The sequence below is a fragment of the Bacillus sp. Leaf49 genome (assembly GCF_001426125.1).
In the GTDB taxonomy this organism is placed as follows: Bacteria; Bacillota; Bacilli; order Bacillales; family Bacillaceae; genus Bacillus; species Bacillus altitudinis.
Genome location: NZ_LMRK01000003.1, coordinates 71,618 through 93,411 on the forward strand (window position 1 = coordinate 71,618; position 21,794 = coordinate 93,411).

Consider the following 21,794-nt stretch of genomic DNA (forward strand, 5'->3'; position numbering starts at 1 on the left):
TAAACGGTCTTTTGGCTGGTTAGTAAAGGGGAGTGAAGTTTAGTTCATCACCTCATGTTTGGTATAATACATACGAGCAGTGAGGTGAAAGGGGAAACGCGATGAAAACGTTTGATCTATCACAAGAAGATATCGAATTAATAGACGAAGCAAAAAAGAAGATTATCAGTCTTTATGAAGATGACAAGCATCATGTAGGAGCAGCTATCCGGATGAAAACAGGAGAAATCATATCAGCTGTCCATATAGAAGCCTATATCGGACGGGTAACTGTTTGTGCAGAAGCCATTGCGATTGGCAGCGCTTTATCGAATGGATACAAAGATTTTGATACAATTGTTGCAGTGAGACACCCTTATTCAGATGAAAAAGATAGAAGAATTAGAGTAGTCAGCCCTTGTGGCATCTGCCGAGAGCTCATTTCAGACTTTGGACCAACATGTTTTGTCATCCTTGATATGGATGGGGAGCTGGTCAAGGTGAAAATCGAAGAACTCATTCCGCTCAAATATACTCGAAACTGATGTACCACATAAAGATAAAATAGGAAAAGAGATGTAGCAAACGTTACATGTGATCCTTGCTACATCCAAGGTGACTGAAAAAGCGTTCAACAAAAGCGGCCCCATGTATGTTCTCCATATATTTCGTGTTAAAAATATACTGTTCCATTTGTTCAAGCTTCCGCAGACTGCGTACTAGTATTTTACGATCATCGTCAGAAAGAGTAGGATCATCATCATCTATCTTCTCCAAGGCCTTTTTCACACGTGCAGATACATGTTCAACATATAAATGGTTTTTGGATGCTGGCGGAATACATACCGCTAGGTCACAGCCTATAAAACGAACACCATCAAGGGTGCAGTTTTCAAAATTGGCGATCAGCTTTTGTTTGCCATTTCCCTCAAACGTTATATCTATTAGCTTACCAGCAAAGGTACAATTGACGATGTTCGCTGCCTGTAAAACACGGTCATTGAATCTACAATTAGAGAAAGTACAATCGATAAACGTAGCATTCTCCAATGTCATACCCCTCATATCGCAGGAAGAAAATTCGCAATTGGTGAAGACAGCTTCGTTTTTGCCAATGCCCACAGAGCGCAAGTCTGAATGACTAAAAGTACAATGATCAATCGTACTACCGGCAAAAAATCTCGCATTCGTCAGATCACACGTATCAAATACAAGATGATCCAAGTGACAGCTCCAAAAAATAGGAGAACGAATATTTGAGTTGATGATTGTCGTTCTGCTAATTGTTTCGTTTTCATACCTGGCAACATCAGAAAATGTTTCGTTGTCTACTGATATACCAGACTCAAGTCTTCTCATCGCTATCACCCTATCATTTCTACAGAATTTTTCACATTCATGATGTCCATTCAGCCAGTTCATTTTCTCTTAGCGCTTGTCTTTGACTCAAGATTATATCACAAAACGATATGCGTTTAATGGACCTTTTGTGATATGAGGAATGTCAGAATTCATATCAAAGATTTTCGCATTGATGTCTATTATGCCAAAGCTAGTGATTCGTTTAGCGTGCATATCGTGATATGTTTCAGCAGTTTCTTTTGTTTTGAATAAGTAGATTCCCTATCAGGGTCAGCTTGTATACATTCTTTGACTGAACACTAAGGTAAATCACAAAAACCTAAACACATCTCCATTGTTATAATGGTGGATGTTGTTTAGGTTTTTTAGCGATTGAATCGTTTTCGAAGAACTAGGCATGAGACAGCGAATACTGCGAAAGCGCCCGCTGATCCAGCAGCAAACACCAGCTCAAATTGTTCTGGTTTGACTTTGAATAACAAAGGGATAGAAAGAATAAGTGCGGCACCACTAAAGCCTAATCCTAATATCAACATAGCCAATAATTTATTCATAGAAACACCTCTTACACTTAGAGTGAGAACACTGGAGACCTACTGATCTAAGTATCATTGTTATGATTCGACAACCTTTAACCTTCCTAGATGGAGTGTATCATATGAGGGTGGGAGATGGGTTTCTTTTCATGAAAACAAAATCGTACAACAAACGATTTTTAACGAACACTGTTCTTTACGAACGATGTTCGTTATAATATAAATGAAATGGAATTTAAAACGATTTCCACAAAGGGATGAGGAGATGCAGAAGATGACGTCATTATCTAAGAATCAAAAGCAAATCGCTATCATCGGAGGAGGACCTGGGGGACTAACACTTGCCTTAATTTTGCAAAATTACGGTATACAAACAACCATTTATGAACGAGAGATGCATGACAAGAGCCTTGAACGAGGCGGCTCACTGGATATTCACGAAGAAACAGGTCAAAAAGCCTTAAAAGAAGCAGGAGTTTATGAGAAATTTCAAAAGAACGCCCGCTATGAAGGGGAAGATTTCCGATTACTTGATAAATCAGGAAGAATTTATTTAGATGAAGAAACGGAATCAGATCAAAAAGGTACTCGCCCGGAAATTGATCGTGGTGTGTTATGTGAACTACTGTTAGAACCAATTGATGCTGAAACCATCAAATATGGATATAAACTAGAAAGATGCGTTTCATTAGAAAGTGGTATGACAGAGCTTCATTTTGAAAACGGGGTTGTCGAGACAGTTGATCTTTTAATTGGGGCAGATGGTGCTTTTTCTCGTGTGCGTCCTCTGTTAACAGATATTGAGATTGAATACTCTGGGCTCACGATGCTAGAACTGAATGTCTTAAGCGTAGAGGTGAACCACCCTGATTTAGCTGCATTTAATAAACGAGGTAAGATGTTTGCTTTGGCAGACCACAAAGGACTGATTGGGCAGTTAAACGGAGATGGCCGAATCAAAGTGTATGCAAGCCTTATGGTAGAACGCAACTGGATCGAGACTTGTGGTATACCGTTTCATCAAGCGAAAGAAGCAAAAGAACAATTATTAGCGTTATTTAGTGATTGGGATGATCAGCTGAAAAATTATATTCGTTATGCAGAAGATGCCATCATTCCAAGACGGATTTATACGCTTCCTGTCGGTTTCAAATGGAATCGTCATAAAGGAGTAACGCTTATCGGTGATGCAGCTCACGTCATGTCGCCATTCGCAGGCGAGGGTGTGAACATGGCGATGTTTGATGCAAGGGAGCTAGCACTTGCTATTGTCCGGCATCCTCATCATTTTGAAAAGGCGATTGAAGAATACGAAGACATGATGTACGAATATTCATCGAAAAAAGCTAATGAATCGGAGAATAGTTTAAAACTGTGTTTTTCAAAAGACGCTGCGGTCAAGCTTGCAGATATGATGAATTCTTTTCAAAAGGATGATGATTGATGCTCAATTTACTATTTTACTTTGACATGTTATAAAGAGAGTATGAACAATTCAAATCGTCGTATGATCAGTCGCCGGTCTCGGCCGGCTAAAGAACCCTTAAGCCGTGAGCTTATTGTGAAAACGGCCTATGAGCTTCTTAAGGAGCAAGGAATAGAGGGCATGAGTATGCGTAAGGTGGCTAAAGCATTGGATACGGGACCTGCATCCTTGTATGTCTACGTGAACAATTTTCAAGAACTCAGTGCTTACGTATTGGATTATGGTCTCGGACAAATGGTTTATCCAGAGTCAGAGGATGGCACATGGAAAGAACAGTTATTCGACATATTGCATACTTATTTCCTACTGCTGTTCGAAAAACCTGGTCTCGCTGAAATTTCTCTTTCCACCATTCCACAAGGAACGAACTTTCTTCACTTGACCGAACATCTTCTCGCTGCATTGCATGAAGGCGGGATCAAATCTACATCCGCAGCATGGGGAGTAGACCTATTGCTGTTATACGTATCTTCTGTAGCATACGAAAAGGTCTCTTGGAAGAAACAAGGCTCTTCACAGATTTCAGACACAAAAAAAGCATTTCTTCAAGCAGACAAAACGCAGTTTCCTCTCATTCATCGTGTAAAAGAAGAAATGTTTGCAGGTGATACCGTATCAATGGAACGGTTCCGATGGGGAATTGACGTCATTTTGTATGGAATCCAGCAGGAAGACAATTAGAAAGGAGCATAAGCAAAAAGCAGTCAATGGCTGCTTTTTTTATGTGGTGATTTTCATATTTGTGATCTTGTGAGCATTACAACATATAAATAAATCTATATATTGTTTTTATATATAAAAAATTATATAATCTAGTGGAATAAAAAAATGAGGTGCTTAGGCATGGAACATATTAAAAAGTTATTAGAGAGTTATATTCCTTTAGCAAAATCTACTGCAAAAATGTTTGGACCAAATTGTGAAGTGGTGATTCATGATTTAACGAATCCTCAAGCATCTGTCATGTTTACAGTAAATAACCATGTGACAGGAAGAGAAATCGGTCAATCATTTGATCATCTAGTCAAGACTGTATTACAATCAGAAGATTTTAAAGAAGATTATTTGGCTGGTTATACATTTGTAACAGAAGATAAGCGTACGATTCGTTCTTCGACTTCATTAATACGTGATTCAAAGCAAAAAGTGATCGGAGCTTTCTGTATCAATTTTGATGTTGAAGCACTAAATCAAATGCAGCAATTTATGGACACATTTCTTTCTACACAAGTGGAAGCTCAAGAAAAAGAAACAACATCAAATGATGATCTTGAAAATGTGGAAGAAATAGTAGATCAATTGATTCAACAAATCATTCAAAACAGTGTTCATCCAGTCATGAAACGCCATGAAAAAATTGAACTAATCAAATTTATGGATGAAAAGGGCATTTTTTTAATGAAAGGATCTGTTGAGAAGGTCGCATCTATGTTAGGCATTTCCAAAGTAACCGTCTATAGCTATTTGGATGAAATCAAAAATAAATCGAGGTAAGGAGTGTCAAAATGGAAAGCGTACTCGAGGTAGGAAATCTAAAATCAAACGGACACTATGCATTCGCAACCATTCATCAAAACACGGTCTATGTGTCGGGACAATTTGCCATCAATCCCGAAACGACAGAAAAAGAGTTCGGCCCCATTGAAGAAGAAACATTACAAGCGCTTAAGAATGTGGAGATGATTGTAGAAGCTGCAGGAAGTAAAAAAGAAAAGATTTTGCGCATGACATTATACATTTCAGATATTGAATTATGGGACAAAGTAGATACGGTTTATACCGAATTTTTCGGTGAACATAAACCAGCTCGTACGGTTGTGCCAACGAATGCATTACATTTTGGATTCAAAATTGAAATGGATGCCATTGCATATATTTAGAATATTTTTTTGACCACCCTATATAAAAAATTATATTTTGTATAAAAAAATATTCAAAGGGGCAGATGAAGAATGAATCAATTAATTTGTAACCATTGCGGGGAAAAATATGAGATGACACCAACTCTATGGAAATGTGATTGTGGTGGAGTATTCAATCTAGTGAAAGATACCCCGAAAATAGACGTCACAGCTTGGGATCACTATCCAAGTTCATTATGGCGTTATGTTGAAACCATGCCATTTCCAAAAGGTTCTAAGACGTGGGAAACTGTGACAATGGGCGAGGGCCAATCTCCTTTAATCGTTCTAGATCCTAATGAGCCAAACACTTATGTAAAAGTTGATTATATGATGCCTACACTATCATTTAAAGACCGTGGAGCAGCTGTGTTAATGACAAAAGCTAAGGAATTAGGGGTAACAAAAGTCATTGCTGATAGCAGCGGGAATGCAGGAACGGCAATTGCTGCGTATTCGGCGCGTTGTGGTATTGCCTGTGACATCTATCTAAGTGATCAAACATCACCTAAAAAAGTCGCTCAAATAAAAGCCCACGGAGCAACGATTAAAGAAATTCATGGTACACGAGAAGACATTGCAGCTGCGGCCCAAAAGGCAGTAGACGAGGAAAACGTTTTTTATGCAAGCCATGTCTATAACCCTTATTTTTTCGAAGGTACAAAAACATACGCCTATGAAATCTATGAGCAACTAAAAGGAGCACCGGATGCTTTAATCATTCCGGTTGGAAACGGCACTCTGCTGCTCGGTGCGTATTATGGCTTTAAAGAGTTATTCGAAAATGGTCTCATTCATAAAATACCGAAAATTATTGCCGTACAAGCAAAGAACTGCGCACCACTTGTGAAAGCTTTTCAACATGCGCAGGAATCAGCAATGCCTGTCACAAATAAAGGGACTGTAGCAGAAGGAATAGCTATTGCTGCCCCGGCGCGCTCCAAACAAATTTTAGAAGCTGTATACAAGACGAATGGTACGTTCATTGATATTGAAGAAGAAGAAATTCTCCATGCACGCTCTAAACTAAGTCAGAAAGGATTTTATGTAGAGGTGACATCTGCCATCAATTTTGCTGGCTACATGAAATATCAAAAGGAATTAGAAGAAACCATTATCATACCTCTTTGTGGGGCAGGGATTAAATCAAAATAACCTTAGGACTCTGGTAGAACAGAGCGTTGCGTGCTTCGTTGTCCTATTATAGGTTCAATCACGAGTAATATTTGCGAATGTTGAAAACATTGACCATCACAATTTGAAAACGGAAGAATGATTCGTGGAAATGGATTTTACTCATTGCGAAGCACATTGGTCTTGCACCAACTTCCATGATTTTAGATGCAGGTTAGCAGCGTGTATTGGGATGAATTTAGATAATATGCAAGGATTTGGCGGAGACATACCATTTGAAGATTATTCAGATGACATCATCCCGTTGTTAGAAAAACCATATTTTGACATTTACTTAATGCCAGAGGTTTGTCAGACCGTTGCAGTAAGATTGCGTCAACTGATCCGCAATTGGCCAGATGATGATATGGATAAATGAACGCTCTCCATCTAGCAGACTAGCAAAGGGAATGGAACTAGCACATCAACAAAATGAGCCTTTGGGATTTATATAAAGTAAAGAGAATCTTTACGGATCAATTGATTCTTTCCCTCAATAAAATAGAGGTCAAGGATAAAGTTTTTCATTTGTGTTCATGACGTAAAGCCATGTCTTAAGTGACATGGCTTTTTGCTTGCAATAAAGTACGAAAGCGATATTAGAACATATTCAAACAGCTCGACATTACACAATAACCAAAGCATAAGCAGAAAATTGGTTTGTAAAAAAAATGTTGGTACTGGTACTTCCCCCCCTAATGACTCATGATAGCATCATAAATCTAACAGCATGCTGGCACAAAAATGATAGCTATTATGATCCAAAAATAGAATTTCCTTAAGGTGAAATGAAAGGTGAGCATAACTAAGAATCAATTTTTGTTTGAATTCATATAATCAATTGATTATATAAGTTTTCAGTTATATACTATTGAAGGAGTTGAAAAGAGGGGGAATCATTGTGAGTACAGATGTTTCAATTGGTGTGACACATATGTCGAATTGTTTAAAAACACTCAGTGATCAAACAAGACTGATCATGATGAAATTGTTTTTGGAGAAAGAATATTGTGTTTGTGAACTGGTAGATATGTTCGAAATGAGTCAACCAGCGATTAGTCAGCATCTACGAAAATTAAAAAAAGCTGGATTTGTTCATGAGAACAGAAAAGGGCAGTGGCGTTATTATTCAATCAATACACTGTCTCCAGAATTTGAGACGATTCGGATCATCTTAAATCAAATTGATAAAGAAGATGACCTTTTAAAAAGTATACAACATAAAGCAACAAACATTTCTTGTTCGTAAGGAGGGATGGGTTTGAGTTTTGCCGTTTTATCATTAATCATATTTTTGTTCACTTTGGTACTGGTTATTTGGCAGCCAAAAAATTTATCCATAGGGTGGTCCGCTTGTGGAGGAGCTATTTTAGCATTAATCGTAGGTGTTGTGAATGTAGACGATGTGATCACCGTGACAGGCATTGTTTGGAATGCGACTTTAGCTTTTGTCGCCATTATCGTCATTTCACTCATCCTTGATCGAATCGGCTTTTTTGAATGGGCAGCATTGCATATGGCAAAGGCTGCAAAAGGCAGTGGGCTACGTATGTTTGTGTATGTGACCATCCTTGGTGCAATCGTCGCTGCTCTATTTGCAAACGATGGTGCAGCACTTATTTTGACACCCATTGTTTTAGCCATGGTCAGAGCATTACACTTCAATGAAAAAATAGTATTCCCTTTTATTATCGCGAGTGGGTTTATTGCAGATACAACGTCGCTTCCACTTGTCGTAAGTAATTTGGTGAATATTGTAACAGCCGACTATTTCAACATTACATTTATTGAATATGCATCCAGAATGGTTGTTCCAAACCTTTTTTCATTGCTAGCGAGTATCACTGTGCTGTACCTTTTCTTTAGAAAGAGTATACCAAAACGCTATGATATGACTGAGTTAAAGCAACCTAGGGAAGCAATAAAAGATCCAAATATGTTTAGATTATCTTGGTATATATTAGCTTTTTTGTTGATTGGTTATTTTGCAAGCGAATTTTTATCTATACCTGTATCGGTCATAGCTGGAGTGATTGCCATTTTATTCTTGGTCATTGCACAAAAAAGCCCTGCTGTTCAAACAAAAAGCGTTCTAAAAGAAGCTCCCTGGGCGATCGTTTTCTTTTCCATAGGTATGTACGTTGTTGTCTATGGCATGCGAAATGCAGGGCTTACTGATGCTCTTTCAAGCGTGATTCAAGCTGTAGCAGATCAAGGTTTATTAGCAGGGACTCTTGGTATGGGATTTATCGCAGCGATTCTTTCATCTGTCATGAATAATATGCCAACGGTCATGATCGATGCATTGGCCATATCCGGCACCGATACACAAGGAATGATGAGAGAAGCGTTAATATACGCAAATGTCATTGGTTCTGATTTAGGACCAAAAATTACGCCCATTGGCTCCTTAGCAACACTACTATGGCTCCACGTCCTTTCTCAAAAAGGTGTGAAGATTTCCTGGGGGACATATTTCAAAATAGGGGTCATTTTAACTGTACCAACACTATTCATCACACTTTTAGCGTTGTATTTCTGGCTAATGATTATACATTAAAGGAGACGATCAACATGTCAAAGAAAACAATATACTTTTTATGTACCGGTAATTCTTGCCGCAGTCAAATGGCTGAAGGTTGGGCTAAAAAATATCTTGGAGATGAGTGGAAGATCTATAGTGCTGGTATCGAAGCTCATGGATTAAATCCGAATGCTGTAAAAGCAATGAAAGAAATAGGGATTGATATTTCTCATCAAACGTCTGACCTGATTGATCAGAAAATATTGCATCACGCTGACTTAGTCGTCACACTATGCGGTGACGCAGCTGATAAATGCCCGATGACTCCTCCTCATGTCGAACGTGTCCATTGGGGCTTTGATGATCCAGCAAAAGCAGAAGGAACAGAAGAAGAGAAGTGGTCATTTTTCCAAAGGGTAAGAGATGAAATTGGAGATCGATTGAAACAGTTTGCTGAGACTGGAAAATAGTGCTGCGTTTGAGTCAATTGAATATAAAATCTAATAATAAAGAGGATCAAGTCAAAGATTCTCTTTTTGCATTAATTAATATCTAGTTTACATAATATATATTCTAGGAAGTTAAACAACAATTGAATTTTCTTTGTCTCATTATTAAGTATACTTATCTTATTGAGATAAAATAAAAAATGAAAATCCAACGGTTGATTCGTCAGATTTTCATTCCTCTAAATGTTTTAAGATTTTTGCAGGATTCCCGCCAACAATCACATTTGACGGAACATCTTTTGTCACAACGGATCCTGATGCAATGACAGCATGATCTCCGATTGTCACACCTGGATTGATAATGGCACCACCGCCAATCCATACATGATGTCCAATTGTGACTGGTTTGCCGAATTCAATACCTGTTTGACGTTCTTCTGGATTTAACGGATGTCCAGCTGTATATATATGTACATTCGGACCTAACAAACAATGATCTCCAATTGTAATCTTGCAAACATCTAATAACACAGCATCAAAATTCGCAAAAAAATGCTCACCAACCTCGATATTGTATCCATAATCACATTGTATTCTGCCTTCAAACACCACATCTTCTCCGCAAGCGCCTAAAAGCTCCTTTAAAATGGCCTTTCTCTGTGATGGCTCATTTGTTTGCTGATAGGCAAATGTCAATTGTCGCGCTTTTGCTCGATCTGCCAGCAATGTGTGGTCATTTGGATGATAGTATTCTCCCTTGATCATCTTTTCTTTTTCTGTTTTCATGTTCATCTCCCTTTTATTGAAACTTCATTCATCGTTTGAATGAATGCCTCGGTGAATTGTGTCGTCGTCTCATTTCCTCCTAAATCCTTCGTTTTCAAGTTCTTTTTTAAGGTCTCACCAAGAGTATGTTCGATCAGACTGGCTGTCTGTTTTAATCTTTCATCTTGATATTTCACATGTAGCCAGTTACAAAGCATCACTGTAGAAAGAATCATGCCCATTGGATTGGCGATATTTTGACCAGCAATATCCGGTGCTGAACCATGTGCCGCCTGTGCCATCGCTTGATTTTCGTTACAATTTAATGAGGGTGCCATTCCTAAACTGCCGACTAGTTCCCCTGCAAGATCAGATAATATGTCGCCAAACATATTTTCTGTCACAATCACATCAAAATCACCTGCACGTCTCACTAAATGAGCAGCCATCGCATCAATATGAATATCCTCAACCTCTACTTGCGGATATGCTTTCGCTACCTCTTGACATGTTCGTAAAAACAAGCCAGATCCTAATTTGATCACGTTCGCTTTATGAACAATGGTGACTTTCCCCCTCCTCTCCACTGCACGTTGAAAGGCCGCGTGGGTAATACGGGTAATTGCTTTTTTTGTAAACACACCTGTAGATATGGCGACATCTGGTGTAATCATCCACTCTCCTGTCCCCTGATACATATTCCGGTCTGGATAAAAGCCTTCTGTATTTTCTCGAAAAATGACAAGGTCGACGCCACTGGCAACGCTTTTCACACCTGGTAGCGATTGCGATGGACGAATATTTGCAAATAAATCAAATGTATGACGCAGTTCTCCACTTGGATTTCTTCTTTCTTTCAATTGATCAGGATATGAAGCTGAATCATGAGGTCCTAATATCCAGCCATGGCATTTTTTCAAGGCGGCTATCGTAGAAGCTGGCACTGGATCTTGATGAGAATGAATGGCTTCAGCACCGATAGGACACTCTACAAATTCCACAAATGGTTCATTGAACTGTGACAGCGCTGTCTTAAAAATACGCATACTAGAATTAACAATTTCCGGTCCAATCCCGTCTCCCTTTAAAACACCTATTCGATATGACATATGTATCGCCCCTTTTGTCTTTATTCTATCAAAGAATGATGAAGTTGGAATATTTTCTTCATGATGATCCTCCCTCATGTTATTTACGAATCAAGAAGTCTCCTTTATAATCGAGTAGATTTGTTCTGTAAGACTACATAGATATGAGGGATTAGATGAAATTAAAGTGGTATAAAGCGATCATTGTTATTTTTACGATGTCTGGGATCTCCATCTCCACTTGGTTTTCAAGGACACCAGAAGTGAGAGATTTGTTGCAAGCAGATACAGGCACAATGGGACTCATTTTACTCGGCCTATCTGTAGGTTCCATTGTCGGGCTGATTCTTTCCAATGTATTCGTTCGCAAAAAAGGCGGCCGAGTGGCGATTGTGGTCAGCGCTTTTTTGATGTTTATTGGATTCTCAACCCTTGCAATCGGCGCCGCCCTCTCTTCTACGCTGATTGTCACTGCTGGTCTTTTTCTTTTTGGTTCAGGCTCAGGCATGTGCAATGTAGCCATGAACTTAGAAGGAACGGAGATTGAGTATCAGATCAAGAGAACGATCCTGCCGATTTTGCATGCTTCTTTCAGTATTGGAACGTTAATTGGTGCAGGTGCCGGAATACTCTTTATTTATTTAGGTGTGTCTGTCTTCATTCACCTTCTCACCATTGCACTCCTTTTCTTTCTCAGCATCCTGATTTGTACACGGTTTATTCCGCACGGGACAGGAAAAGATCCGGATAAGACGCAGACAGAATCAGTTGAGGCTTCTCAAACATCATGGCTGAACAAACGGACGATCTCATTAGCGATGATTGCCTTATGTCTCGCATTTGTAGAAGGTTCTGCAAATGATTGGATTCCACTAGCAATGGTTGATGGCTATCAGGTTTCTCATTCAATGAGTACGGTCATCTATGCATTATTTTTGTGCGGGATGATTAGTGGCAGATTACTGAGCGGACGTTTCATTGATCGCTTTGGCAGGGTGCTGTTGCTAAGAGTCGCGATCTTATCTGCTGCCGCCGGACTATTCTTGGTGATTTTAAAGATTTCACTCGTCGTGTGTATGATATCTATCTTTTTATGGGGACTTGGCGCGTCCTTAGGCTTCCCGCTGACCATTTCAGCAGCTGGTGATGATAGCCGCTATGCTGTCAAACGTGTCAGTATCGTCACTTTATCTGGGTATACAGCCTCTCTATCAGGGCCTCCTGTTTTAGGACTGCTCGCCAATCAAGTCGGTCTGCTTCATGCGTTTATTTTTGTTCTGTTTGCCATTTGTATTGCAGGAATCTTTACAAAAGCTGTTGCAAAACCGACATCAATACATTCTTTTTGAAAAGTGCCAGATCTTTGATCTTGGTACTTTTTTTAAATTTAATAAATAAAATTGAAACCTTTCATGAAGTGAAACAGTCCTATAGATGTCTTGATGTTTATCGCTTTTTTAAAGAGGGAAAGTAAAAAAATAAGACTTTTCAAATAACTGAAAACGTGGTAAGATCATGAAAATAAACAGGAAGGGGTGAGAAAAATGAAAAAAAATATGCTGTTAAAATTAGCAGTCTTATTCATAGCACTTGCAAGTTTTCATTTGTTCTCAATGCCTCATTCCGTTCAGGTATACCATCATGCAAAGGTGGTTGCTGATCAAGAATCACATGAAATGAAAATCGTTCAGACAGCAGGCGATGAAAAGAAACAAAAACATGTGAACGCAGTATTTGCGGCATTTACAGCACTGCTAGTCATTGGCAGTATGGCAGCTGGATTTGCACGCATCACTTATACTGATCGATTTGACCGGAAAAAGAAGCATTTACTTGCAGTGTTCTACCAGTCTTCGAATTTCCGAGTAGCTCGTGTTAACCCAATCATTTAAATCAAACAAAAATTGGGAGGTTTTACACGATGTTATTTTTCTTAAGAGTATTCATTCTAGGTCTATTCTCTGTCACTTCACTTTCTCTTTTCGTTTACCAAGGAATTGAAGTAGTGCATGCCATCACAAGCATGTTTGGCAATCACGAGAGTTAAATTGACCTCATCATAAAAAACCCCCTGCCTTACGCAGGGGGTTTTCGATTTGCTTATTTATTGTCATCTTGGTCAGATGCAGCAGGTGATAAAAGAACTTGAGTTACTTCTCCCTGCTCTTCCTCATCTAAAATAAACGATCCATTGCTATAACGATCATTTGCCCTTAGTGTGGAAATATCGAGCGGGATCGTGGAACCCTTTTCCGTATCAATCTCAAGTGTATCGTGCAGTGAAGCAGCAATCACAGCAACAATTCTGTGAGGGTTTTTCTTTAATTCTCTTAGCATGATCACTCCACGTTTTGCTCTTGATGTCTTATCGAATTCAGAGAGGTTCATTCGCTTCACAGCACCTCTTTGTGTCGTGAGAACAAGCACATTGTTCTTCGGATCAATGATTTGTCCAGAAACCACCTCGTCTCCGTCCTTCAAATTGATGCCTTTCACACCAGCCGCTCTCGGACCGACCACACTCACTTCTTCTTCATCAAACCATAATCCATAGCCATTTTTCGTTGCAATAAACAATTCTTGCTGACCTGTTGTAACATGAACATCTACAAGTTCATCATCACCTTTTAAATTCAAGGCGACAAGCGGTTTTGAATAACGCTGCGCTTTATATTGGAGAAGCTCTGTTTTCTTCACCATACCGCCTTTTGTGAAGAACAGGAGATACGATGATTCATCAAATTCTTTAATTGGGATCGCTTTTTGAATGGATTCATCGCGATCAATCGAAATAATATTCGTAATATGCTGCCCCATGTCTTTCCAGCGTATATCTGGCAGCTGGTGAACTGGACAGTAAATATAGCTCCCTTTATTCGTAAAGAGCAGAAGAACATCTGTTGTATTCATTTCAAACTGGTGAATCAGTCGGTCTGTATCCTTCATACCGAAGTCCTTACCGTTTGATGCAGCATAGGAACGCTGGCTTGTCCGTTTGATGTATCCATCCTTTGTGACTGTGACGTACACGTCCTCTGATGCGATCATCACTTCAAGGTTAATCTTAATTTCTTCAATTTTTTCCTCAATGACGGATCGTCTTTCATCAGCATACGTCTTTTTCAACTTCTTCAAGTTGTTCGTAATGACTTTAAACAGCTTCTTCTCATTCGCTAAAATGTCTTCCAGCTCTGCAATTCGCACGTCAAGCTCTCTTGCTTCGTCTCTTAGTTGAGTGATATCTGTATTTGTTAAACGATATAACTGGAGAGAAACAATCGCTTCTGATTGAGCTTCTGTAAAATCATATTTCTCCATCAAATTGTTTTTCGCATCACGCTTATCATTAGACGAACGAATCGTCGCAATGACTTCATCTAAAATGGAAAGAGCTTTAATTAATCCATCTACAATATGATGACGTTCTTTTGCTTTTCGAAGCTCGTATGCTGAGCGGTTCGTCACCACTTCTTTTTGATGAGCAATGTAAGCGTCTAGTACAGTTGTAAGCGTCATTAAAGTCGGTCTTCTGTTATGTATCGCGACCATATTAAAGTTATATGGGATTTGCAGATCAGAATTTTTATATAAGAAATTCAAGACACCATTCGCATCCGCTTCTTTTTTCAGCTCTACAACAATCCGAAGGCCGGTACGATCCGTCTCATCCCGAACTTCTGAAATTCCTTCTACTTTTCTTTCAATGCGGAACTCGTCCATCTTTTTGACAAGATTGGCCTTATTCACTTCATAAGGAATTTCTGTGATCACGATTTGCTGGCGTCCACCGCGGATGGTTTCAATCTCCGCTTTTCCGCGAATCATAATCTTTCCTTTTCCTGTTTCATATGCCTTCTTAATACCATCCACACCTTGAATGATCCCGCCTGTTGGGAAATCTGGCCCTTTGATGACTGTCATTAAATCCTCAACCGTACAATGCGGCTGTTCAATTCGCTTAATCACGCCATCAATCACTTCTCCTAGGTGGTGCGGCGGAATATCAGTCGCATAACCGGCTGAAATCCCTGTTGACCCGTTCACAAGAAGGTTGGGAAACATCGCTGGTAAGACAACAGGCTCTTTGCTTGTATCATCAAAGTTCGCGACAAATTCGACCGTCTCCTTGTCGAGGTCCTTTAAAAGCTCTGATGCAATGGCAGAAAGCCTTGCTTCCGTATAACGCATGGCAGCAGGAGGATCTCCGTCGATACTCCCGTTATTTCCATGCATCTCAATTAGCACGTTTCGCACTTTCCAATCCTGGCTCATTCTCACCATTGCTTCATAAACAGATGAATCACCATGCGGATGATAGTTACCAATGACGTTACCGACTGTTTTGGCAGCTTTACGGAAGTTTTTATCTTGTGTATTTCCTTCTGCATACATCGCATATAAAATTCTTCGTTGTACAGGCTTTAATCCATCACGTGCATCTGGAAGTGCACGATCTTGGATAATATATTTACTATAGCGACCAAAACGGTCCCCAATCACTTCTTCTAACGGTAAATCATGAAATCGTTCTTGTTGTGCCATGTTTAAACCTCCTCAGCTAGCGACAAGTTTTCATTTTCAAGAATGTTGCTTTCCTCATCAAGTCCAAAGGCGACATTCTTTTCAATCCATTTACGGCGTGGTTCTACTTTGTCACCCATCAGTGTCGTGACGCGGCGTTCCACCCGTGCAGCATCATCGATCTTCACCCTGACAAGCGTTCTCGACTCTGGATTCATTGTCGTTTCCCATAGCTGGTCGGCATTCATTTCACCTAAACCTTTATAGCGCTGAATCGTATATCCTTTTCCAACTTTCTTTAGTACGTCATCCATTTCTTCATCAGACCAAGCATATTCAATGACTTCTTTCTTCCCTGAGCCTTTGCTAACTTTATATAAAGGCGGAAGGGCAATGAATACTTTGCCATGCTCAATCAGCGGCTTCATATAGCGGTAGAAGAATGTAAGCAATAGAACCTGAATATGCGCGCCATCTGTATCAGCATCTGTCATAATGACAATTTTGTCATAATTGATGTCTTCTACATTAAAATCGACACCAACCCCGCCGCCAATAGCATGGATAATGGTGTTGATTTCTTCGTTTTTGAAAATGTCCGCAAGCTTTGCTTTCTCTGTATTAATGACCTTCCCTCGAAGCGGCAGCACCGCTTGGAATTTCCGATCACGTCCTTGCTTAGCTGATCCACCTGCTGAGTCACCCTCTACTAGATACAGTTCGTTTCTTGCCGGGTTTCTAGATTGAGCAGGTGTTAATTTTCCGCTGAGTGTTGCTTCAGATTTTTTCCGTTTCTTGCCGCTCCTTGCTTCTTCTCTTGCTTTTCTAGCCGCTTCTCTTGCCTGCTGCGCTTTAATCGCTTTTTTCACAAGCAGTGTCGCCGTTTCGCGGTTTTCTTCAAGAAAATAAGCCAATTTTTCAGAAATCACGGCATCAACAGCTGACCTTGCCTCACTCGTTCCAAGCTTTCCTTTTGTTTGCCCTTCAAATTGAAGAAGTTCTTCAGGAATTCTCACAGAAATAACAGCTGACAGGCCTTCACGAATATCCGTACCTTCTAAATTTTTGTCTTTTTCTTTTAAAAGGGTCACTTTGCGTGCATATTCATTAAAGGCTCTCGTCATGGCCGTTTTTGCACCAGACTCATGCGTACCGCCATCTTTGGTTCTTACGTTATTGACGAACGACAAAATATTTTCTGAATATCCGTCGTTAAATTGAAAGGCAAAATCGACTTCAATGGACTGATGTTCGCCTTCAAACGAAACGACTTCACTAAGTACATCCTTTTCCTCGTTTAAATAAGCAACGAACGCTTCAATACCTGTCTCATAATAAAAGGTTTCCTGCACATCATGGCGCTCATCAATCAGCTCTATTTTTAGCCCTTTTAATAAAAAGGCTGATTCTCTTAAACGCTCTGATAATATATCAAAATTATAGGTGGTGACACTGAACATCGTTGGATCTGGCTTAAAATGAATCAGTGTACCGGTCTTTTTCGTTTTCCCGATTTTTTCAAGTGATGTGACTGGCTTTCCGCCATGTTCAAAGCGCTGGTGATAAATAAATCCATCGCGTTCTATCGTCACGGTGAGCCACTCTGAAAGTGCGTTCACAACGGACGCCCCAACCCCGTGAAGTCCACCACTTGTTTTATAACCACCTTGACCAAATTTTCCGCCTGCGTGCAGGACAGTTAAAATGATCTCAGGTGTCGGTTTTCCAAGCTTATGCATACCAGTAGGCATTCCGCGCCCTTTATCTTGGACGGAAATGCTGTTATCTTTATGTATTTTGACAATGATATGATCTCCATGGCCAGCGAGCACTTCATCGACAGAGTTGTCTACAATCTCATAGACAAGGTGATGAAGACCGCGGGAATCCGTCGATCCAATATACATCCCTGGACGTTTACGGACCGCTTCAAGCCCCTCTAGCACCTGAATAGAATCATCGTTATAATCTACTTGCTGCTTTTTAACCAAATGCTTAATCCCCTTTCACTAACAAACATAACCGGCTAATCATCAATGATCTCTCTAGATTTTAATGATGATCATGCTGCTCATTACTGTCCACTTTAATAAGCTGCATCATCACCATGCATGTGTGATTCAGCGATACATGCTCTTTTGCACGGTTATGAATCATGTTCTACATTTTGCAATCAGAACTAGAAGTCCATTATAAACAAGACTGTTTCATAAGCCAAATGCAATCATATGATGGTTTTAGCAAAACAGAACAAATGTTCTATATTTATCTTATCGCTCTTTTTCTCGATATGCAAGGTCACCGATAGGTCCCTGTCGCCTTATTTTATCGCTTTCTTCTAGAATCGCAAATATATTTCTGCAACAAAAAAGCAAAAATCCTTGAAAAACCAAGGATTTTTGACGATTTAATGAGTTTTTGTCATCGCATGAGCCACTTTGATACATAAATCCATGATGGCGACCTTGCCATTTTCCTCAATCAGCCTTTTTGCCTCTTCATGATATACGCCTTGCTGCGCCCAAAAAACAGGTGCGTCTATTTCAAGAAATTCTTTCGCCACCTCAGGCAAAAACTCAGAACGTCTAAAGACATTGACGATATCAACAGGCCCTTCTATGTCTTTTAAAGAGTCGACCGCTTTTACCCCAAGTGCTTCATCAATCGTTGGATTGACAGGAATAATGTCATAACCGGCATCTTGCATGGCTTTTGAAACCATATAAGACGTTCGGTGCGGCTGATCTGACAAACCTACAACTGCAATTCGCTTACTGCTTTTTAATATACGCCCAATTTCTTGTTTTGAAGGATGATTCATCCAGACACTCCTTTTCTTCTATTTTAGCGAATTTCTTGTTAAAAACAAAGCTGAATTCATCGGCCATCGTTTTTTTCAAAAAAAGATCGCCATGTTTTTCATAAGATCATGTTAAAATGTAAGACAAGAGGGAGAATATAAAGGAGTTATGCAGATGTTAATTGCTTTGATGTTTATTTTGGCTTATCTTCTCGGCAGTATTCCATCAGGTCTCATTGTCGGGAAAGCTGCAAAGGGAATCGATATCCGTGAACATGGCAGCGGGAACCTAGGTGCGACGAATGCATTCCGTACACTGGGTGTGAAAGCAGGGTCCATCGTTATCACTGCTGATATTTTAAAGGGGACTCTTGCTTCGGCTTTACCGTTTTTCATGCAACTGGACATTCATCCCTTATTAGCAGGAGTGGCTGCTGTTATCGGTCACAGCTTTCCTGTCTTTGCAAAATTTAAAGGGGGAAAAGCGGTCGCTACATCAGGCGGCGTGCTGTTATTTTATGCCCCGTTCTTATTTATCACGATGATCGCTGCTTTTTTCTTATTTTTATACATTAGTAAATATGTTTCATTATCATCTATGCTGACTGGGATCTACACATTCATTTACAGCATATTCACCCAAGATCTATTTTTAATTATTGTTGTTGCTGTTCTTGCTGGCTTTGTGATCTTCAGACACATCGCCAACCTCAAACGAATTCTCAACAAAACTGAACCGAAAATCAAATGGCTTTAGCCGTTTCATCAATTTAAATATGTGGTAAAAGTAAAGAAAAGCTGTTTTTGCATCCTGCATTTAAAAACAGCATGACTTCAAAAAGGGGCGATCACATTGAAATTAACGATAAAAGATGATGCACTCAATTGGTACAAGAATGAACTGGATTTAGAAAAAGGTGATCATGTTCGCTTTTTTGTCAGATATGGCGGGTGCAGTAATGTACAAAAAGGCTTTTCTCTCGGCGTCGCAAAAGATGAACCTCAAAATGCCGGCGCAACCGCTGAAGTAGAAGGCATTACTTTCTTTGTGGAAGAAAGTGATATTTGGTATTTTGACAACCATGATCTGCATATTGATTATAACGAGTCCGTGAAAGAACCAGAATTTCATTATGAATAAACAAAAAAGATACCTCATCCCTCGGGTATCTTTTTTGTTTATCACTCAATATAAAGTCCATACTCCTGAATGTTTCCTAATGACCGCTCTTTTTGCAAAATCCGTTTTTGCGAATCACCAATGAGATCAAAATGAGGAAAACCTTCGCGAACATGGATCCATTCTTTCTTTAATCCATGCTTTTGTCCCCAAGCGATTAATTGCTCCATATCCTGACAGGCTGCCTTTGTGACAGTATTCGCATGCGGAAAACGGTCATCAAGCCAATAGTGTGTCAAAAAGGCCACATTCCCTTCCCGAACAGCTGATTTCCAAGCATGTAGATCCTTTCTTTTAATTCCAAATGCCATGAATCAAACCTGCTTCTTGGACTGTTCGTAAACGCTGTGCCATGCAGGGAAAGCTTTTCTAAATTGAATCGGTCTAAAGGTTTCTTTGTCCACACAAATATGTGAGGTGGTCCCTGTAATAGCCGTTTGTCCATCAGGTTTTTGTATTTCATAGCCATACACTGTTTTCACGCCGTTATATTCTTCTATCCATGTGTGAACTGTAGCCGTTTCACCGTACAGTAGTGGTTTCTTATATTGAACCTGAAGATCGACAACAGGTGCAAGGACACCGTCTGCCTCTAACTGGGCATAGGAAAAGCCTAATTCTTTAATTAACGCTGTTCTGCCGACTTCCATCCAAATTAAATAGTTGGCATGATACACAATGCCCATTTGATCTGTTTCTGCATAACGGACTTCTATTTCTTTTTTAGATACATACACGTTTTCATCGCTCTCCTATCAAAACCTAACGTCTCTGACATTTTACCACATTCCAATTGGTTCTTCTAAAAAGAGGCAATAAAATAAACCAGGAATCCCTGGTTTATTCAGTGTAACCGCTCTTTCTTGCTGCTTCCTCGTCCTTTATTTCAGAACGCATTGCGTCAATACTTGTTCTACGGTTTTCATTTTTTTGCTTGATCATCTGCTTTTCTTCCTCTGTTGAAAGACCCATTGCTGCTTCAGATTCATCAATATTTTCAAGTGTGTTTTCGATCATATCCTGCAGCTTCTCAACATTATCAGAACGATCATCTGGATTGGATTGATATGACTTGTCATTCATCATGCTTCCCTCCTATTATTCGCCCTTCGTCTGTATCACATCAGGCTGTTCATTCGATTTATTATGCATCTTTTTGCCTTTATTTCGTTTGTATGCTACAGGTTTTGTCCCTAAATGGTCTGGTGTAAACTGCGCTTGTTTATCATGCTCTCTACCCATCATTCATCCCTCCCTCTTCTTTAGGATGAACGAAAAAGGTCAAATCATAACTTATTTCTGTCTAAATCGCTCTTCCAACTTTTCTTCAAGCTGGTTTAAAAATTCCTCATTGCTTAATAATTCTTTTTTATTTTCAAGCACAAGTTCTTCAAAAGTACGGCGCTTTCTTCGTCTCATTTCTATCACCACCTCCACTCTGTTCATACCATTTTCGCCAAAACATTTAGAAAATAAGCAAAAAGAGCTGAATCATTATAGATCCAGCTCTTTTTCAATTTCTTTTTTTGTGAGCATTTGATGCTTTACAGACAGGATACGCCCTTTTTCATCTAGTATGTATGTCGTCGGATAGGAAAGTACCTGATATCTCGCTTGAATACCTTTTTGATCTAATAAAACAGGAAAACTGACCTTAAGTTCATCAATAAATGAGGCGACGTGATCCACACTCTTTTCAGTGTTCGTCAAATTCACCGCTAGTACCTCAACTTGGTCATTTTCACTTCTAATTGCATCTAGATCTGGCATTTCTGTTCGGCAAGGCTTACACCATGTCGCCCAAAAATTGAGGAGTACTTTTTTCCCTCGATAATCAGATAACGATGCCGTTTTGCCATCAAGGGTTTTGAGCTCAAAATCAGGGGCTTTGTCCCCTGTTTCAAGACCGATGGCAGGTTCTTTTGGTCCGAATACATTCCATGCAAGTAAACCAATCAACACAAGTAAAACAGCGCTTGCCATTCCTTTTTTCCACATGATTGATCCTCCACTATGTTAAAAAAGAAGAG

29 protein-coding genes are annotated in these 21,794 nt (G+C 39.6%); 15 read left to right on the top strand and 14 right to left on the bottom strand.

The window, feature by feature from the left end; translation table 11 throughout:
- Nucleotides 1-101: 101 nt before the first annotated feature.
- A complete protein-coding gene (locus tag ASG46_RS03675) occupies nt 102-524 on the top strand; it encodes a cytidine deaminase (protein WP_052320589.1) in 423 nt (140 codons plus the stop codon).
- Between the two features lie 43 nt (nt 525-567).
- Here the strand turns inward: ASG46_RS03675 and ASG46_RS03680 are convergent, their stop codons facing one another.
- The 3 genes from ASG46_RS03680 to ASG46_RS03685 all read right to left on the bottom strand — a co-directional run bounded on the left by ASG46_RS03680 (nt 568) and on the right by ASG46_RS03685 (nt 1,895).
- Nucleotides 568-1,338: a pentapeptide repeat-containing protein gene (locus ASG46_RS03680; RefSeq protein ID WP_056703218.1), complete on the bottom strand. Its 771-nt coding sequence runs from the start codon at nt 1,336-1,338 to the stop codon at nt 568-570.
- A gap of 93 nt (nt 1,339-1,431) precedes the next feature.
- Nucleotides 1,432-1,599 carry a YdhR family protein gene (locus ASG46_RS20385; protein WP_125701701.1) on the bottom strand — a complete coding sequence of 56 codons (168 nt, stop codon included), beginning with the start codon at nt 1,597-1,599 and terminating at the stop codon, nt 1,432-1,434.
- A 107-nt stretch (nt 1,600-1,706) separates the two neighbouring features.
- A complete protein-coding gene (locus ASG46_RS03685; RefSeq protein WP_056703221.1) occupies nt 1,707-1,895 on the bottom strand; it encodes a hypothetical protein in 189 nt (62 codons plus the stop codon).
- 256 nt (nt 1,896-2,151) lie between these two features.
- On the opposite strand from ASG46_RS03685, the gene ASG46_RS03690 reads away from it, so the two are divergent.
- The 9 genes from ASG46_RS03690 to arsC all read left to right on the top strand — a co-directional run bounded on the left by ASG46_RS03690 (nt 2,152) and on the right by arsC (nt 9,431).
- Nucleotides 2,152-3,321: an FAD-dependent oxidoreductase gene (locus tag ASG46_RS03690; protein ID WP_056703224.1), complete on the top strand. Its 1,170-nt coding sequence runs from the start codon at nt 2,152-2,154 to the stop codon at nt 3,319-3,321.
- Between the two features lie 63 nt (nt 3,322-3,384).
- Entirely contained in the window at nt 3,385-4,044 is a 660-nt protein-coding gene (locus tag ASG46_RS03695; protein ID WP_056703299.1) for a TetR/AcrR family transcriptional regulator, read from the top strand.
- A 162-nt stretch (nt 4,045-4,206) separates the two neighbouring features.
- Nucleotides 4,207-4,857 carry a helix-turn-helix transcriptional regulator gene (locus ASG46_RS03700; RefSeq protein WP_017359563.1) on the top strand — a complete coding sequence of 217 codons (651 nt, stop codon included), beginning with the start codon at nt 4,207-4,209 and terminating at the stop codon, nt 4,855-4,857.
- An 11-nt stretch (nt 4,858-4,868) separates the two neighbouring features.
- A complete protein-coding gene (locus ASG46_RS03705) occupies nt 4,869-5,243 on the top strand; it encodes a RidA family protein (RefSeq protein WP_019744141.1) in 375 nt (124 codons plus the stop codon).
- Nucleotides 5,244-5,315: 72 nt separating this feature from the next.
- Nucleotides 5,316-6,419: a threonine synthase gene (locus tag ASG46_RS03710; protein WP_056703227.1), complete on the top strand. Its 1,104-nt coding sequence runs from the start codon at nt 5,316-5,318 to the stop codon at nt 6,417-6,419.
- 124 nt (nt 6,420-6,543) lie between these two features.
- Nucleotides 6,544-6,816 carry a hypothetical protein gene (locus ASG46_RS20895; protein WP_156376646.1) on the top strand — a complete coding sequence of 91 codons (273 nt, stop codon included), beginning with the start codon at nt 6,544-6,546 and terminating at the stop codon, nt 6,814-6,816.
- A gap of 555 nt (nt 6,817-7,371) precedes the next feature.
- Nucleotides 7,372-7,686 carry an ArsR/SmtB family transcription factor gene (locus ASG46_RS03715; protein WP_034646476.1) on the top strand — a complete coding sequence of 105 codons (315 nt, stop codon included), beginning with the start codon at nt 7,372-7,374 and terminating at the stop codon, nt 7,684-7,686.
- Between the two features lie 6 nt (nt 7,687-7,692).
- Nucleotides 7,693-8,997, top strand: coding sequence for an arsenic transporter (locus tag ASG46_RS03720; RefSeq protein WP_412055243.1), 1,305 nt, complete (start codon nt 7,693-7,695; stop codon nt 8,995-8,997).
- Between the two features lie 14 nt (nt 8,998-9,011).
- The gene (gene arsC, locus ASG46_RS03725; protein ID WP_017367333.1) at nt 9,012-9,431 is read left to right on the top strand and encodes an arsenate reductase (thioredoxin); all 420 of its coding nucleotides are present in this window, start codon (nt 9,012-9,014) and stop codon (nt 9,429-9,431) included.
- Nucleotides 9,432-9,641: 210 nt separating this feature from the next.
- Here the strand turns inward: arsC and ASG46_RS03730 are convergent, their stop codons facing one another.
- Nucleotides 9,642-10,196, bottom strand: coding sequence for a sugar O-acetyltransferase (locus tag ASG46_RS03730; RefSeq protein WP_056703233.1), 555 nt, complete (start codon nt 10,194-10,196; stop codon nt 9,642-9,644).
- A 2-nt stretch (nt 10,197-10,198) separates the two neighbouring features.
- Complete coding sequence (locus ASG46_RS03735; protein ID WP_056703236.1) at nt 10,199-11,362, bottom strand: isocitrate/isopropylmalate dehydrogenase family protein; 1,164 nt, start codon at nt 11,360-11,362, stop codon at nt 10,199-10,201.
- A 77-nt stretch (nt 11,363-11,439) separates the two neighbouring features.
- Here ASG46_RS03735 and ASG46_RS03740 point away from each other — a divergent pair, with 77 nt between their 5' ends.
- The 3 genes from ASG46_RS03740 to ASG46_RS21415 all read left to right on the top strand — a co-directional run bounded on the left by ASG46_RS03740 (nt 11,440) and on the right by ASG46_RS21415 (nt 13,310).
- A complete protein-coding gene (locus tag ASG46_RS03740; protein WP_056703239.1) occupies nt 11,440-12,612 on the top strand; it encodes an MFS transporter in 1,173 nt (390 codons plus the stop codon).
- Between the two features lie 195 nt (nt 12,613-12,807).
- On the top strand, nt 12,808-13,155 hold the full coding sequence (locus ASG46_RS03745; RefSeq protein WP_048001481.1) for a hypothetical protein: 348 nt from the start codon (nt 12,808-12,810) through the stop codon (nt 13,153-13,155).
- 29 nt (nt 13,156-13,184) lie between these two features.
- Complete coding sequence (locus tag ASG46_RS21415; protein ID WP_008343787.1) at nt 13,185-13,310, top strand: hypothetical protein; 126 nt, start codon at nt 13,185-13,187, stop codon at nt 13,308-13,310.
- A gap of 53 nt (nt 13,311-13,363) precedes the next feature.
- Here the strand turns inward: ASG46_RS21415 and parC are convergent, their stop codons facing one another.
- The 3 genes from parC to ASG46_RS03760 form a co-directional block, all read right to left on the bottom strand.
- Nucleotides 13,364-15,805: a DNA topoisomerase IV subunit A gene (gene parC / locus ASG46_RS03750; RefSeq protein ID WP_046343633.1), complete on the bottom strand. Its 2,442-nt coding sequence runs from the start codon at nt 15,803-15,805 to the stop codon at nt 13,364-13,366.
- A 2-nt stretch (nt 15,806-15,807) separates the two neighbouring features.
- Nucleotides 15,808-17,775, bottom strand: coding sequence for a DNA topoisomerase IV subunit B (gene parE, locus ASG46_RS03755; protein WP_017367329.1), 1,968 nt, complete (start codon nt 17,773-17,775; stop codon nt 15,808-15,810).
- A 416-nt stretch (nt 17,776-18,191) separates the two neighbouring features.
- Entirely contained in the window at nt 18,192-18,605 is a 414-nt protein-coding gene (locus ASG46_RS03760; RefSeq protein ID WP_017359577.1) for a CoA-binding protein, read from the bottom strand.
- A 154-nt stretch (nt 18,606-18,759) separates the two neighbouring features.
- On the opposite strand from ASG46_RS03760, the gene plsY reads away from it, so the two are divergent.
- Together plsY and ASG46_RS03770 are read left to right on the top strand one after the other, a co-directional pair.
- On the top strand, nt 18,760-19,341 hold the full coding sequence (plsY, locus tag ASG46_RS03765; protein ID WP_008343794.1) for a glycerol-3-phosphate 1-O-acyltransferase PlsY: 582 nt from the start codon (nt 18,760-18,762) through the stop codon (nt 19,339-19,341).
- Nucleotides 19,342-19,437: 96 nt separating this feature from the next.
- Nucleotides 19,438-19,725, top strand: a complete 288-nt coding sequence (locus ASG46_RS03770) for a HesB/YadR/YfhF family protein (RefSeq protein WP_008343795.1) — start codon at nt 19,438-19,440, stop codon at nt 19,723-19,725.
- A gap of 41 nt (nt 19,726-19,766) precedes the next feature.
- Here ASG46_RS03770 and ASG46_RS03775 read toward each other — a convergent pair whose 3' ends face one another.
- From ASG46_RS03775 to ASG46_RS03795, 6 genes are all read right to left on the bottom strand, one after another.
- Entirely contained in the window at nt 19,767-20,075 is a 309-nt protein-coding gene (locus ASG46_RS03775) for a hypothetical protein (RefSeq protein WP_017359578.1), read from the bottom strand.
- A gap of 3 nt (nt 20,076-20,078) precedes the next feature.
- Nucleotides 20,079-20,501 (bottom strand): acyl-CoA thioesterase, encoded by a 423-nt coding sequence (locus tag ASG46_RS03780; protein WP_008343800.1) that lies wholly within the window; start codon nt 20,499-20,501, stop codon nt 20,079-20,081.
- Between the two features lie 103 nt (nt 20,502-20,604).
- Complete coding sequence (gene tlp, locus ASG46_RS03785; protein ID WP_017359579.1) at nt 20,605-20,847, bottom strand: small acid-soluble spore protein Tlp; 243 nt, start codon at nt 20,845-20,847, stop codon at nt 20,605-20,607.
- Between the two features lie 15 nt (nt 20,848-20,862).
- Entirely contained in the window at nt 20,863-21,006 is a 144-nt protein-coding gene (locus ASG46_RS03790; protein WP_008357830.1) for an acid-soluble spore protein N, read from the bottom strand.
- Nucleotides 21,007-21,057: 51 nt separating this feature from the next.
- Nucleotides 21,058-21,183, bottom strand: a complete 126-nt coding sequence (locus tag ASG46_RS20390) for an FbpB family small basic protein (protein WP_003211002.1) — start codon at nt 21,181-21,183, stop codon at nt 21,058-21,060.
- A gap of 75 nt (nt 21,184-21,258) precedes the next feature.
- Nucleotides 21,259-21,762, bottom strand: coding sequence for a TlpA family protein disulfide reductase (locus ASG46_RS03795; protein ID WP_008343807.1), 504 nt, complete (start codon nt 21,760-21,762; stop codon nt 21,259-21,261).
- Nucleotides 21,763-21,794: the final 32 nt, after the last annotated feature.

Coding starts and splice junctions, on each gene's coding strand:
- ASG46_RS03675 (WP_052320589.1), top strand. CDS start 102: ATGAAAACGTTTGATCTATCACAAGAAGATATCGAATTAATAGACGAA.
- ASG46_RS03680 (WP_056703218.1), bottom strand. CDS start 1,338: ATGAGAAGACTTGAGTCTGGTATATCAGTAGACAACGAAACATTTTCT.
- ASG46_RS03685 (WP_056703221.1), bottom strand. CDS start 1,895: ATGAATAAATTATTGGCTATGTTGATATTAGGATTAGGCTTTAGTGGT.
- ASG46_RS03690 (WP_056703224.1), top strand. CDS start 2,152: ATGACGTCATTATCTAAGAATCAAAAGCAAATCGCTATCATCGGAGGA.
- ASG46_RS03695 (WP_056703299.1), top strand. CDS start 3,385: ATGATCAGTCGCCGGTCTCGGCCGGCTAAAGAACCCTTAAGCCGTGAG.
- ASG46_RS03700 (WP_017359563.1), top strand. CDS start 4,207: ATGGAACATATTAAAAAGTTATTAGAGAGTTATATTCCTTTAGCAAAA.
- ASG46_RS03705 (WP_019744141.1), top strand. CDS start 4,869: ATGGAAAGCGTACTCGAGGTAGGAAATCTAAAATCAAACGGACACTAT.
- ASG46_RS03710 (WP_056703227.1), top strand. CDS start 5,316: ATGAATCAATTAATTTGTAACCATTGCGGGGAAAAATATGAGATGACA.
- ASG46_RS03715 (WP_034646476.1), top strand. CDS start 7,372: ATGTCGAATTGTTTAAAAACACTCAGTGATCAAACAAGACTGATCATG.
- ASG46_RS03720 (WP_412055243.1), top strand. CDS start 7,693: ATGGGTTTGAGTTTTGCCGTTTTATCATTAATCATATTTTTGTTCACT.
- arsC (WP_017367333.1), top strand. CDS start 9,012: ATGTCAAAGAAAACAATATACTTTTTATGTACCGGTAATTCTTGCCGC.
- ASG46_RS03730 (WP_056703233.1), bottom strand. CDS start 10,196: ATGAAAACAGAAAAAGAAAAGATGATCAAGGGAGAATACTATCATCCA.
- ASG46_RS03735 (WP_056703236.1), bottom strand. CDS start 11,362: ATGAGGGAGGATCATCATGAAGAAAATATTCCAACTTCATCATTCTTT.
- ASG46_RS03740 (WP_056703239.1), top strand. CDS start 11,440: ATGAAATTAAAGTGGTATAAAGCGATCATTGTTATTTTTACGATGTCT.
- ASG46_RS03745 (WP_048001481.1), top strand. CDS start 12,808: ATGAAAAAAAATATGCTGTTAAAATTAGCAGTCTTATTCATAGCACTT.
- ASG46_RS21415 (WP_008343787.1), top strand. CDS start 13,185: ATGTTATTTTTCTTAAGAGTATTCATTCTAGGTCTATTCTCTGTCACT.
- parC (WP_046343633.1), bottom strand. CDS start 15,805: ATGGCACAACAAGAACGATTTCATGATTTACCGTTAGAAGAAGTGATT.
- ASG46_RS03760 (WP_017359577.1), bottom strand. CDS start 18,605: ATGAATCATCCTTCAAAACAAGAAATTGGGCGTATATTAAAAAGCAGT.
- plsY (WP_008343794.1), top strand. CDS start 18,760: ATGTTAATTGCTTTGATGTTTATTTTGGCTTATCTTCTCGGCAGTATT.
- ASG46_RS03775 (WP_017359578.1), bottom strand. CDS start 20,075: ATGGCATTTGGAATTAAAAGAAAGGATCTACATGCTTGGAAATCAGCT.
- tlp (WP_017359579.1), bottom strand. CDS start 20,847: ATGAATGACAAGTCATATCAATCCAATCCAGATGATCGTTCTGATAAT.
- ASG46_RS03790 (WP_008357830.1), bottom strand. CDS start 21,006: ATGGGTAGAGAGCATGATAAACAAGCGCAGTTTACACCAGACCATTTA.
- ASG46_RS20390 (WP_003211002.1), bottom strand. CDS start 21,183: ATGAGACGAAGAAAGCGCCGTACTTTTGAAGAACTTGTGCTTGAAAAT.
- ASG46_RS03795 (WP_008343807.1), bottom strand. CDS start 21,762: ATGTGGAAAAAAGGAATGGCAAGCGCTGTTTTACTTGTGTTGATTGGT.